Genomic DNA, 13,440 nt, shown 5'->3' on the forward strand with positions numbered 1-13,440 from the left:
TCGTGAATGATCTTATTAAAACGCGTTCAGGCTTTGTTGCTCTCATTGGTGTGCCTAATGCTGGAAAGTCAACGTTAGTTAATCAGTTAGTTGGAACAAAAGTATCAATTGTAACGCATAAAGTACAAACAACGCGAACTTTAGTTCGTGGTATTGTAATTTATGATAAGACTCAAATTATTCTGATTGATACACCAGGTGTTTTTCGTCCTCATAAGCGATTGGAGCGAGCTATGGTTTCTGCTGCTTGGGGTGGCGCGAAGAATGCTGATATTCTTCTCGTTCTTATTGATGCTCAGAGTGGTTTTTCAGATGAAGTTGATGCAATGTTAGATATTTTAAAAAGTATTGAGCAGGATAAAATTCTTGTTTTGAATAAAATTGATACGGTTGTTAAATCATCTCTCTTGGCATTAACGGCTAAAGTGAGTGAACGAGTGAATTTTTTACAGACATTTATGATTTCAGCTTTAAATGGTTCTGGGTGTAAGGATTTGCTGCATTATCTTAGTACAATTATGCAGGAAGGGCCATGGTATTATCCAGAAGATCAAATTTCTGACATGCCTATGCGTCAGCTTGCTGCTGAAATTACGCGTGAAAAACTTTTTCTTCGTCTCCATCAAGAACTTCCTTATTCATCAACGGTTGAAACAGAAAATTGGGAAGAGTGTGCAAATGGTTCAGTTAAAATTAATCAAGTCATTTATGTAGAACGTGATAATCAGAAAAAAATTGTTTTAGGAGCGAAAGGTAGCACCATTAAAGCTATCGGTCAGGCAGCACGTAAGGAATTAATGGATATATTGGGACAGAAAGTTCATCTTTTTATATTTGTAAAAGTGCGTGATAATTGGGATGCGAACCCAGAGCGTTATCGCGAAATGGGATTAGGTTTTTTTTGATGCAATGAAGTGGAAAGAACAGGCTATTATTCTCGGTACACGCCAACATGGTGAAACGAGTGTTATTCTTGAAATTATGACACGTCAGCATGGTCGCTACATGGGAATTGTAAAAGGTGGACGTTCTCGTCGTATGGCTCCTCTTCTTCAGCCTGGAAATTTTGTTGAAGCTGAATGGTGGGCACGTTTAGATGAACATTTAGGATTATTTAGGCTTGAAGCGCTTAATTTACATGCTTCAAGATTGATCGTTTTACCAGAGGCGCTTTATTCTCTACAATTGATGGCTTTTTATTTACGTCTTCTTCCTGAGCGTGATCCTCATCCTGTTTTGTATGATATGTTATATTTTTTTATGCAAAATTTTGAGGATCCATTTATAAATGCTGAACTGCTTGTACGTTTTGAGCTTCTACTGCTTGAAGAACTTGGTTTTGGGCTTGATTTATCTTGTTGTGCTGTAACAGGCCGTCAAGAAAAACTTTATTATGTTTCTCCAAAATCGGGACGTGCTGTATGTGAAGAAATAGGACGTCCTTGGAAAGATAAGCTTTTACTTTTACCACAATTCCTTGTACAAAAAAGCGTTTATCCTGTTGATTTTAATGATATAAGCAAAGGATTAATTCTGACAAATTTTTTTTTAACACGCTATGTTTGGGAAGCGAGAGGTATAAAACAGTTGTCTTTGCGTGTTAGTTTGATACAATTGTTTGAACGGCGATTTTGTATGAAAGCATCAACATTTTGATTTTGTGAAAGTAAATAAAATGCAAATTTTAAAAACAATTGCTGGGTTGCGTCAACACCTCAGAGAGGAGAGGCGCTTAGGGCTGTCAATTGGTTTTGTACCGACTATGGGGGCATTACATAATGGCCATCTTGCATTGGTACAACAGGCACGGTCAATGTGTGATCGTGTAGTGGTTTCTGTATTTGTTAATCCCAAACAATTTGGTCGTCATGAGGATTTTAATGTATATCCAAGAGATCTAGAAGGGGATTGCTCTTTATTGAAAAGGGAGAATGTTGAGTATGTTTTTGCGCCTTCTATAGAAGAAATGTGGCCGTTAGGCAATGAAACAATTGTAGAAGTAGAAAACTTATCACGTATTTTGATGGGGAAATTACGTCCAGGACATTTTTGTGGTGTGACCAGTGTTGTTGCTAAGCTTTTTAATATTGTTCAACCAGATAAAGCTTTTTTTGGGGAAAAAGATTTTCAACAGCTTTTGATTATCCGTCGTATGGTTAAAGATTTGGCTTTTCCTGTTGAAATTGTCGGTGTACCTATTTTACGCGATGCAGATGGAGTTGTTAGTTCTTCACGTAACAAACTTTTGACATTAGAAGATCGCAAAGCTGCAAGGATTATTCCTGAAAGTCTTAAAGCTGTTAAGAGGCTTTATGAGCAAGGTGAACGATCCGTTGATAAATTGTGTGAAGTTGTTCGCTCTGTTTTACAAAAAGAACCACGTGCTGTGATTGAAGCAATAGATTTATGCGATCTGGAAACTTTGTGTGCGATTAAAAAGGAACTAAACAAACCTGCGGTTTTATTGCTTACCGTTTGCTTTGGTAAAGTCAGACTTATTGATCAATATATATTACAATAAAAAGGCTGAAAAAATGAGTCTTCATAAAGATATAAAGCGTATTACTGCTTCTGAAATACGTTCGAGAAAAAAACAAGAACCGATTGTTGCTTTAACAGCTTATCAGGCTTATAGCGCTCGGATTGCTGATTCACATTGTGATGTGCTTTTGGTTGGTGACAGCGTTGGTATGGTTATATATGGGTTTGATACAACACTTCCTGTTAGTATGGATATGATGATTTTACATGGACAAGCTGTTGTGCGTAGTTCTAAACGTGCTCTTGTTGTTGTCGATATGCCTTTTGGTTCTTATGAGCAAAGTCCAGAGCAAGCTTTTGCTAATGCATCCCGTATTCTTGCAGAAACAGGATGCGGTGCGGTGAAGCTTGAAGGTGGTACTTATATGGCAGAAACAATTAGTTTTTTATGCAATCGTGGTATTCCAGTTATGGCGCATATTGGTCTCACACCGCAAGCGGTGAATCGTTTTGGTGGTTTTAAGATGCAAGGACGTAATGAAAGTGATTGGTTACAAATTGAAGCGGATGCTACAGCAATTGAAGCGGCAGGTGCTTTTTCTGTTGTTGTGGAAGGGGTGGTAGAGCCATTAGCGATAAAACTTACAGAGAAACTTTCTATTCCTACTATTGGTATTGGTGCTTCCAATCAGTGTGATGGGCAGATTTTGGTGATGGAAGATATGTTAGGTTATGGTGCTTATATACCTAAATTTGTACGTCGTTATGGTATTTTCGAGCAGGCGATGGATGCAGCAATTAGGAATTATGCGAATGATGTCAAATCACGCGTTTTTCCAGCTGATTCAGAGGTTTACAAGCTCAAATAAATTGAATTTAAAACGGCAGTTCTACAAAAGGGATGAAGAAATTTTTGAAGGGATTCATAGGAAGAGATACAATAGAATCTTAATGCTTCACTAAGGTAATGACCGTATGATAGAAATTTTATATTCTTTCAGTTATGATAAAAAAATCAACAACCAGAATATGGCTTTTGAACATCAAGGTCGTTAAAACGAGTTAAAAAGGCATTTTCAATTTGTTGTGTGGAACATGGTTGTAAATTGAGTTCATCAGATCCAATATTACCTGGATGACCAAAATAACGAAGAGCTTCTGCTCTACTAAAACCAGCAAGAGTGGTGGCTTCATAAAAAGCAGCGATGCGATCAGCTTGTTTGATTTTTTTTAGGATCTGTTGAGGTGGATTGACAGGTAAGGAAAAGCGTATGTGGATAATATCTTGTATATGTTTTTCTACGCGCTCATAATATTTTCCTATTACAGCTTTAAAAGGTGAAATTATATCTCCAATAACATATTCTGGTGCATCGTGAAGAAGAGCAAAGAGGCATTCTTCATTAGAGGACTGTGGGAAAAGTTGCTGAAATATTTGTTCAACCAAAAGTGAATGTTGTGCAACAGAATAAGCATATTCTCCTTTTGTTTGTCCGTTCCAACGTGCAACGCGAGCTAGGCCGTGGGCAATATCCTCAATTTCAATATCAAAAGGAGAAGGATTAAGTAAATCGAGCCGTCGACCAGAAAGCATTCTTTGCCACGCACGTGTTGTTCCATCTTGTGATAATTCAGCTTTAGCCATTAGTTAGCCTCTACGGAGTTTTCAGGGAAGGTAAAATTCATATTTTCAGGAATATTAATAGTTACAGGAATATCATCTACTGTAAATTGAAGATTTTTATCAATAGCTTCTTTGACATGGTCAATACGCATTAAGGCTAAAGCTTCATTTTTGACGCATGTTCCTAATTGACTAAATATTTTTGTACCTGCTTTAATGGTAGAGCCTGAGGTTAAGGGAGCTTGGCTTTTAACCACTAAAAAACGGCGGCGAGCTGTTTTGCGATGATACATTCGTGAAATAACCTCTTGTCCAATATAGCATCCCTTGTTGAAGAAAAGTCCATGAATTTGATCATAATTAATATCATAGGGTAAAACTTTACCTATTTCATAATCTTGACCACTTTCTGCTATCCCATAATGGATACGCATTTGATCCCAACAAGTATTATATTCTGGAATAAGAAAAGGAATTTTTCCATAAGTTCGTATAACTTTTTCCTTTTTTGGGAAGCGTTTATCTACAAAACTTAAATTAAAATTTAAATTATCTAAATCATTATTCCAAAAAACATTTATAACCTCTTGTAATGGTTCTGTAATTTCTATTTTTTTATGGAGTTTGTAGAGGGTGAGGCGCTTATGAAAAACGTCAGCTAGGGAAGCCACAATATCAATCATGTAGTTTTGGTCTATTTTACCAATCAGAAAATCAGCGATAACCTTCCCCTGTGGGGATAATAGGGCACCAGGAAAGAGCTCTCGTGAGTTTATTTTTGTTACATCTGTAGTAATAAGAGCTTGCAGAAAATTTGTTGCTTCTTCACCTATGACTTTAATAATTTTACGGTTTTTTAAATTTATGGCATTCTGTTTTTCAATCATGGTTCTTGCCTTTCTGCTTCGAGTTACATAACGATAGAGAGGTTATATACAAGGAGCATGGCTATGTTTAAAACATTTGATACAATTTTTAAAGGCGCAACGCTTGTTAATCATGATGGTATCAGCAAGCGCGATATTGGTGTTGTGAATGGTCGTATTGTTGAAATTGGTGATCTCACACGTGCATCTAGTGGAGAGCTAATTGACTGTACAGGACTTCATATTTTGCCTGGTATCATTGATAGCCAAGTACATTTTCGTGAACCGGGTAAGGAATATAAGGAGGATCTGGAAAGCGGTTCTCGTTCTGCTGTTTTAGGGGGAGTTACAGCAGTCTTTGAAATGCCAAATACCAATCCATTAACGATATCGGAAGAGGCTTTGAATGATAAGGTTAAACGTGGATATCATCGGATGCACTGTGATTATGCATTTTGGGTCGGAGCAACGCGTGATAATATTTATGAGTTAGCAGAGTTGGAAAGACTTCCTGGTGTTGTTGGAATTAAAGTGTTTATGGGATCATCGACAGGTAATCTTCTCGTGGACGATGATAAAAGTGTACGTCTTATTTTGCAAAATACACGCCGTCGCACAGCTTTTCATTCTGAAGATGAAGCACGGCTTAAAGAACGTAAAGCTTTTTGTGTTACAGAGGATGTGTCATCACATCCAGTTTGGCGCGATGAGGTTACAGCTTTACAATGTACACAGCGTTTAGTTAAAATCGCACGTGAAACAGGGGCACGTATTCATATATTACATCTTTCTACAGCGGAAGAAGTTGATTTTTTGAAAGAGCATAAAGACATAGCAACAGTTGAAGTTACTCAGCATCATCTTACTTTGAGCGCTGATGATTATCAACGGTTTGGTACATTAATTCAGATGAATCCACCTATTCGCGAAAAACGTCATCGTGAAGGTCTTTGGTATGGAGTTCAGCAAGGTATTATCGATATTTTAGGTTCTGATCATGCTCCACATACACTTGAAGAGAAGCATAAGCCTTATCCCTCATCGCCTTCAGGGATAACAGGTGTACAGACAACAGCAGCAATCATGCTTACTCATGTTAATGCAGGGCAAATGTCTCTTGAACGTTTTGTTGATCTTACTTCGCATGGTCCTAATCGCGTTTTTGGTATAAGTTGTAAAGGACGTATTGCTGTTGGATATGATGCTGACTTGACTATTGTTGACCTTAAACGTGAGGAAATTATTACGAATGCATTAGTTGGTTCGCGTGCTGGTTGGACACCCTATGATGGTAAAAAGGTAAAAGGATGGCCTGTGGGGACGATTATTCGTGGTAGGCGGGTTATGTGGGAAGGTGAAATTGTTACGCCTTCGCAAGGTGAACCTGTTAAATTTATAGAAGCGTTATCGTAGTACTACTCTTTGGGAATGGATAAGTATTATTGCAGAATTTTGCAATTTCTATTTGTCGTCTTTTTCTTTTAATTCTTTGGATTATTCTTAATAAAAAGACGAATATTTTATCTATAAAACAACTAAACTATAGAGTAGTGTACATACTCGTTAGAAAAGGATGTATGAGATAGTAGGATCGTTTTTTAATTACTTTGCTAGGAGTAATAATTATTGGAATATTACTTCTTATTATAACGATGATAATATGCAAGAACAGCTTATTTAAATTGTGTCTGCAGCTAATAGTATATTTTAAGCAACAATTATTTCATGGGCTTTCATGAGACAAGTTGGTAAGATTTGAAAACTTAAAATTTGGATTCTCTGAGAAAATCATAAGATGTTATTATTTTATGATAGGGATATCTCACGGGTCTTAAGGATTCTAGATAGAGTCATTTTCTGATTATATAAAAGCGTTGGGTAAAGTTGATAAAGAGAGAGAAAAGTTACTCAAAAAATTTAGAAATGTAGAGATTATAGAGATTTATAGTAGAAGAGTAGCAAAAAATTACGTTTATCAGGGGTCAAATTTTTATACTGCCTATAAGTAATCTATTTGTTTTCTAGTTATTTATGTCAGTTAAATAAGAGTGCTATCAATTTTTTCTAGTTTTCATTATTGAAATGCTTAAGTAAACTTGTGGATAAGGCATTACCTTCTTTTACATATCTTTGATCTGCTTCGATTGCTGAATCTGTACAACGATGATAATTTTCTGAAAAAGCGCTGTAAGCTGCATTAAACGTTTCATATAGGTGAGCACGTATTTGTGGAGTTGGTTTTTCTGCTTCAATTAATGCAACCATGTGATCATACCATTGATTTGTTGGAAGGCTACAAAGATTACGTAGATAATGCAGAGATCCTAAAATTTCTACTAATCGTAAAAGTTTGATATGATAAGGTGGGTATTGTTGTGCAAAAGTTTGTGTTGGAATTAAGAAGAAAATTAAAAAAAATATATTTATCAATATCTTATTCATTATTTTTATTACTCGCTTTTAACATTATCTCTATGAATTTCAATAGTGGATAGAGGAGTTTTATTATGGACTGTATATTGATAAATAGAGTCAAAATAGTTCACTCATTCTTATTCGCTATAGGTGTGCAGTAAGTATTTAGGGCATGATAGACGTAAGAAAATAATCATGAAAATATTAAAATTGAATATTTTAGAGTATTTATTTTTTTTTTCATACAATCAATTTTCTTTCTCCATCAGATTACAGAGTATTTCTTGTCCATAATTCTATTTTGATGAAAATTATTATCTAATAGATAATGGCAGTTAACATTTGCTCATAACGAATAAAGTGACTTTTAATTATCAGTTAGATTTTTTGAATGCAAAAAATATGGTATGAAAAAGACACAATTTCATTCATCCTAAGGATATCGGTTTATTGGTTCTGCAGAGTTTATGGAAATCTAGAATGGTGCAGATGTATTACTGATTGATACGGGTGCAATTATTACGTGGTCATTTGCTTCAATATTTATATGCCATTCATCATCGTATTCCTGTTATGGTAAATCGTGCTAGTATTGTGTGTTGGCTTGATTGTTCTCGTTACAAGAAAAATGAGGTTATAGACCTTATGATAAGCTTAGTATGATGATTTCGAATTTTATCTCATTTCAAATCAAGTTAACAAGACAACCTATATGTTATCAAATATTTTTTTAGGTTATATCTTTACCAAATTAAACAGTTAAATTATCCGATATTCAAAACAATCAACAGTTTGATTTATTTTAATTATTTGAGTATGCATAGTTAGTATGTTTGTTAATGAACATTTATTGCTATTTTTTTATTATATATAAAAATTGATGTTAGTAGTAGATGCAACAGGGCGAGATTTCTTTTCAAACAGTGCTATTACAGTGCTATTAATGCATTGATGTAAACAATTTTAAGGGAATGGCTAAGAAGTATCACTAATGGAGTGTGATGATGGGAGAATTGCGGTTTTATAATACGCTGACACGGAGAAAAGAAGATTTTATACCAATCGATGCTACTAAAGTACGCCTTTATGTTTGCGGTCCAACAGTTTATGATTACGCTCATATCGGTAATGCTCGTCCTGTTATTGTTTTTGACGTTTTATTTCGTTTGTTACGTCATATTTACGGTGAAAACCATGTTATATATGTTCGTAATATTACCGATGTGGATGATAAAATTAATGCAAAAGCAGCTCTTCAGTATCCCGATCTAGAACTTAATGATGCTATTCATCAATTAACAGAACATACATCTTATCAATTTCAGCAAGATACATTGGCGCTTGGTTGCTTGCCGCCGACCAGTCAACCGCGCGCAACGGATCATTTGGAGGAAATACGGTTTTTGATTGAAAGGCTTCTTGAAAAGGGCCACGCTTATATAGCGGATAATCATATATTATTTTCTGTCAGTAGTATGGGAGATAACCCTCGTTATGGTATGTTTGCAAAACGATCACTTGACGAAATGAGAGCAGGGGCACGCATAGATGTAGCTTCTTATAAAAAGGGGGAAATGGATTTTGTTTTGTGGAAACCTTCTGCTCAAGGAGAACCAGGTTGGACATCACCAGCAGGAATTTCCGTTTTAGGTCGTCCTGGTTGGCATATTGAATGTTCAGCAATGTCGATGGCGAAGTTGTTATCTCCTTATGGTGGTGGTTTTGTTTGTGAAGATCCGACGGCAAATATTTTTGATATTCACGGCGGTGGTATTGATTTGATTTTTCCTCATCATGAAAATGAAATTGCGCAAAGTTGTTCAGTTTTTGGGACAGAACGGATGGCTAATTTTTGGATGCATAATGGTTTTTTGCAAGTTGAAGGTAAAAAAATGTCTAAAAGTCTTGGGAATTTCATTACTATTCGTTCACTCTTAGAGGATGATTTTTTTGAGTTTGCAGATATTTTGTCAGCTGAAGTAAAACAGATCTGGGCTGGTTTATCTATACGTTTTTCGATGTTACAAACGCATTATCGAGAGCCTTTAAATTGGACAATGCAGCGTTTAATACAGTCCAGTAGTGAGTTGTATCGCTGGTATGAATTGCTTCGTAGTGAAAAATACTGTTTGGAAGATAATCAAACTGTTGATTCTTCTTTAATTAAAACATTAAGTAATGATCTTAATACTTCAAATACAATTACTATTTTACGGAAATTTTATAAAGAGCACAATGTTATAGCTCTTACACATGGTATGGATTTTCTAGGGTTATTGAGACAGGAGTTGGTTAAGGAAAAAGAATGTCCACTCTTCATTGGCAAGACACATCTTAATTTACAATTTATTGATCAGCGTATTGCTGAAAGGCTTGCTCTTATCCATAATAAGGAGTGGGCAGCTGCGGATAAAATTCGTGATGAGCTTGCAGTGGAGGGGATCTTTTTAAAAGATAGCAAGGATCCGCAGACTGGTGAGCGTATAACCACGTGGGAGATGAAACTATTCTAATTTCCATTTCCATATTCGAGTAGCTCTCATAAATATGAGGAGAGAATTTTATGGAATTATACAGTTATGGATATGTCACACTTAAGCTAGTTGTGGGTCTTATCGCTTTTTTGTTTATTTTAAGGACAACAGGTCGTGGTAGTCTCAGTCAAATTACACCAATTGATTTGGTAAGTAATTTTGTTATGGGAGGTATTATTGGAGGCGTTATTTATAATCCAAATATTAGTGGTATCCAATTATTGCTTATTTTATTTATTTGGCAAATCTTAATTACATCTTTTAATTTTTTTGCACGATATTCAGTATTTTTTCATCGGCTTATTGCAGGAGGAAATGCTAAACTTATAGTAGATGGTGTTTTTCAGCTTGATGAGATTAAGCGTTTAGGGATCAGTGTAAATGATTTAGCGACAATGTTAAGTATTAAAGGATGTCGCTTACATGAAGCAGATTTTGTTCGATTAGAGACGAATGGTGATTTTTCTGTTGTTAAAAAAGAAGAAGGTAAGAGGTCTGTTATTTTAGTAACAAATGGTGAAATACTTGAAGAAAATCTTAAAGAGATTAATAAAACAAAGAAATGGCTTAAGACACAGTTGAAAGAGAAGCGTGTAAAAATTGAAGATTTATTTGTTGCAGAGTGGTATGAAAATATAGATAAGAATAATAAGCGTTCCAGCGGATTATTTCTTGTTCCTTTTCCAAGAACGGTTTAATTTAAATGTATTTGTATTGTACAGTTTACTAGAGTTAGATAAAAGGTATGATATAATTTTATGAAAGAGCAATATAGGAGCTTGTTCTTGTGCGTATTAAATGGGTAATAAAGAAGTCAAGATTTTATGAAACAGAATAGAATCATAAAAACAGTGTCAGCGGCTTCAGGTCAGACCCTACGCACACTTTATAACTTATGGCCTTATATGTGGCCATCAGATCGATCTGATCTAAAAATGCGCGTTGTATGGGCGGTATTTTACCTTATTTTAGCAAAGCTGATTCTCGTATTTGTTCCATATTTCTTTAAGTATGCTACGAATGCACTTGATATAGCGTTTAAGATACCTGTGTGGTCTTCTTCATCGATTTGGGTAGTGCCTATCATATTAGTTTTGGCTTATAACGTTGCGCGTATTGCTCAGGCTGGATTTAATCAATTGCGCGATTCTCTTTTTGCGACCGTTGGTCAGCATGCTATTCGCCAATTAGCATATAAGACTTTTGTTCATCTACATGAATTATCTTTACGTTTCCATTTGGAACGGAAAACTGGTGGCCTTTCTCGCATTATTGAACGCGGCACAAAGGGAATTGAGGCCGTTGTTCGATTTTCAATTCTTAATACAATACCAACTATTTTAGAATTTATTCTAGCAGCATTTATTTTTTATATAAGTTATGGGTGGTATTATTTTCTTGTCGTTACGATAACAGTTGGTTTGTATACCTGGTTTACAATTAAGGCAAGTGATTGGCGCATTAGTATTCGGAAAGAGATGAATACGGCGGATACAGAAGCAAATACACGTGCAGTTGATTCTTTGTTGAATTTTGAAACAGTTAAATATTTTTGCAATGAAACTCTAGAAGCGCGTCGATTTGATGATTCTATGGCTGGTTATGAAAAAACTGCAGTGAAGATTTGGACTTCTTTAAGCTGGCTTAATTTTGGTCAAGCCCTTATTTTTGGTATTGGGATGACAATTCTTATGTTAATGTCAGCTTACGAAGTAGCTTATGCGACGCAAACTTTGGGAGATTTCGTCTTTATTAATGCGCTGCTAATGCAGCTATCTATTCCATTGAATTTTATTGGCTCAATTTATCGTGAAGTTCGGCAGGGTTTAACGGATATTGAAGCAATGTTTGATCTTTTGGATGTTCCGCAAGAAATTATTGATAAACCAAATGCTAAGTCGCTTGTGGTGACTCACGGTACTATTCGGTTTAATCGAGTGAAATTTTCCTATGATTCAACTCGTCCAATTCTCAAAGATATTGATTTTGAAGTATCTGGAGGTAAAACTGTTGCAATCGTAGGCCCTTCAGGCGCTGGTAAATCAACTATTTCTCGATTACTTTTTCGATTTTACGATGTTAATGAGGGAGCAATAACCATAGATGGACAGGATATCCGTGATGTCACTCAAAAAAGTTTGCGTGAAGTGATTGGCATGGTGCCACAAGATACAGTTTTATTTAATGATACAATTGCATATAATATTTATTATGGACGCCCAAATGCTACAGATGCAGAGATGCGCAAAGCTGCTGAAATGGCACAGATGTCGAAATTTATCGAAATGCTTCCAGAGGGATTCCAATCTTTAGTTGGTGAACGTGGTCTTAAATTATCTGGTGGTGAAAAACAACGCTTAGCTATTGCACGAACACTTTTAAAAGCACCACCACTTCTGATTTTAGATGAAGCAACTTCAGCTCTTGATACAACGACAGAGCAGGAAATTCAGCAAGCATTGAATATTGTAAGCAGCGGGCGTACAACATTGATTATTGCTCATCGTCTTTCAACTGTGGTTGGTGCAGATGAGATATTGGTGCTTAAAAATGGTTGTATTATTGAAAAAGGGACACATGCTGATCTTTTATGCAAAAAAGGTTTATATGCATCAATGTGGAATAAGCAGCTTGAGGCTTCACAAGCTGAAGAGAAATTACGAAAAATGCGTGAAGAGGATGAACTAGGTGTTGTTAATCGTGATAAATAAATTACATAAAATGGTAGCTGATTGTATGTATAATGATTGATTAAATATACAAATAGGGGAAGAAAAATATTTATTAATTATTAAATTATCTATGAATAGGAAGTTATATGACTGTTGTAAAATCTGTCCAAAATGGATTTGTCCCAATTCACAAAGAAGGTTATCCATTTATTGTAGCATTTTTTGTCGTTTCACTCATTTTAGGTTTAATCTGGAGTCCATTGTTTTGGTGTGGTCTTGTTCTAACAATGTGGTGTATATATTTTTTCCGTGATCCAGAGCGAGTGATACCTGTGAATTCGAATTGGGTTCTTTCTCCTGCTGATGGTCGTATTTCTTTTGTTGAGCCATGTGTTCCGCCTGCAGAGCTGGGATTAGGCGATCAAGAAATGGTACGTGTTTCTGTGTTTATGAATATTTTTGCATGTCATATCAATCGTGTTCCTATGAGTGGGACAATAGAGTCTATCGTTTATCGTCCTGGTAAATTTTCTAATGCTGAATTTGATAAAGCTAGTCAATTTAGTGAATGTAATGGAATGGTGATTGATAGTGAACATGGAAAAATTGGTGTCGTTCAGATAGCAGGATTGATTGCTCGTCGGATTGTTTGTTGGCAAAAAACAGATGATTCAATTATTGCTGGACAACGTTTTGGATTAATTCGTTTTGGTTCTCGTCTTGATGTTTATATGCCAGCTAATGTAAAATTGCGTGTTGCAGTTGGTCAGATAGCAATTGCGGGGGAAACAGTTTTAGGTTCTTTTGGTGATGACGTTGCTGTAAGTGACTTTAGACTTGATTAGGAT

Annotated in this window: 12 protein-coding genes; 9 read left to right on the forward strand and 3 right to left on the reverse strand. The window is 35.6% G+C overall.

The genetic code is table 11. The features are described 5' to 3' along the window. Positions 1 to 2: 2 nt before the first annotated feature. The 4 genes from era to panB are packed head-to-tail and all read left to right on the forward strand — an operon-like array spanning position 3 to position 3,350. On the forward strand, positions 3 to 905 hold the full coding sequence (gene era / locus O99_RS06000) for a GTPase Era (RefSeq protein WP_035007218.1): 903 nt from the start codon (positions 3 to 5) through the stop codon (positions 903 to 905). Between the two features lie 4 nt (positions 906 to 909). Further along, positions 910 to 1,656, forward strand: coding sequence for a DNA repair protein RecO (gene recO / locus O99_RS06005; protein WP_035007221.1), 747 nt, complete (start codon positions 910 to 912; stop codon positions 1,654 to 1,656). Between the two features lie 19 nt (positions 1,657 to 1,675). Continuing rightward, positions 1,676 to 2,521: a pantoate--beta-alanine ligase gene (gene panC / locus O99_RS06010; protein WP_035007224.1), complete on the forward strand. Its 846-nt coding sequence runs from the start codon at positions 1,676 to 1,678 to the stop codon at positions 2,519 to 2,521. 13 nt (positions 2,522 to 2,534) lie between these two features. Next, positions 2,535 to 3,350, forward strand: coding sequence for a 3-methyl-2-oxobutanoate hydroxymethyltransferase (gene panB / locus O99_RS06015; RefSeq protein WP_035007227.1), 816 nt, complete (start codon positions 2,535 to 2,537; stop codon positions 3,348 to 3,350). Between the two features lie 146 nt (positions 3,351 to 3,496). On the opposite strand, the gene O99_RS06020 is transcribed toward panB, so the two are convergent. Next, entirely contained in the window at positions 3,497 to 4,126 is a 630-nt protein-coding gene (locus tag O99_RS06020; RefSeq protein ID WP_035007228.1) for an HD domain-containing protein, read from the reverse strand. Next, positions 4,126 to 4,992, reverse strand: coding sequence for a CAF17-like 4Fe-4S cluster assembly/insertion protein YgfZ (gene ygfZ, locus O99_RS06025; protein ID WP_035007229.1), 867 nt, complete (start codon positions 4,990 to 4,992; stop codon positions 4,126 to 4,128). The genes O99_RS06020 and ygfZ overlap by 1 nt, the downstream gene beginning before the upstream one ends. Before the next feature lie 63 nt (positions 4,993 to 5,055). On the opposite strand from ygfZ, the gene O99_RS06030 reads away from it, so the two are divergent. Beyond that, the gene (locus tag O99_RS06030) at positions 5,056 to 6,384 is read left to right on the forward strand and encodes a dihydroorotase (RefSeq protein ID WP_035007230.1); all 1,329 of its coding nucleotides are present in this window, start codon (positions 5,056 to 5,058) and stop codon (positions 6,382 to 6,384) included. A 651-nt stretch (positions 6,385 to 7,035) separates the two neighbouring features. On the opposite strand, the gene O99_RS06035 is transcribed toward O99_RS06030, so the two are convergent. Next, positions 7,036 to 7,413 carry a TIGR02301 family protein gene (locus O99_RS06035; RefSeq protein ID WP_035007232.1) on the reverse strand — a complete coding sequence of 126 codons (378 nt, stop codon included), beginning with the start codon at positions 7,411 to 7,413 and terminating at the stop codon, positions 7,036 to 7,038. A 977-nt stretch (positions 7,414 to 8,390) separates the two neighbouring features. On the opposite strand from O99_RS06035, the gene cysS reads away from it, so the two are divergent. From cysS to O99_RS06055, 4 genes are all read left to right on the forward strand, one after another. Continuing rightward, positions 8,391 to 9,899 (forward strand): cysteine--tRNA ligase, encoded by a 1,509-nt coding sequence (cysS, locus tag O99_RS06040; RefSeq protein ID WP_035007234.1) that lies wholly within the window; start codon positions 8,391 to 8,393, stop codon positions 9,897 to 9,899. Between the two features lie 50 nt (positions 9,900 to 9,949). Beyond that, positions 9,950 to 10,618 (forward strand): DUF421 domain-containing protein, encoded by a 669-nt coding sequence (locus tag O99_RS06045; protein WP_035007236.1) that lies wholly within the window; start codon positions 9,950 to 9,952, stop codon positions 10,616 to 10,618. 126 nt (positions 10,619 to 10,744) lie between these two features. After that, positions 10,745 to 12,631: an ABCB family ABC transporter ATP-binding protein/permease gene (locus O99_RS06050; protein ID WP_035007238.1), complete on the forward strand. Its 1,887-nt coding sequence runs from the start codon at positions 10,745 to 10,747 to the stop codon at positions 12,629 to 12,631. A 107-nt stretch (positions 12,632 to 12,738) separates the two neighbouring features. Beyond that, on the forward strand, positions 12,739 to 13,437 hold the full coding sequence (locus tag O99_RS06055; RefSeq protein ID WP_035007240.1) for a phosphatidylserine decarboxylase: 699 nt from the start codon (positions 12,739 to 12,741) through the stop codon (positions 13,435 to 13,437). Positions 13,438 to 13,440: the final 3 nt, after the last annotated feature.

It is taken from the genome of Bartonella rochalimae ATCC BAA-1498 (assembly GCF_000706645.1).
GTDB classification, from domain to species: domain Bacteria; phylum Pseudomonadota; class Alphaproteobacteria; order Rhizobiales; family Rhizobiaceae; genus Bartonella; species Bartonella rochalimae.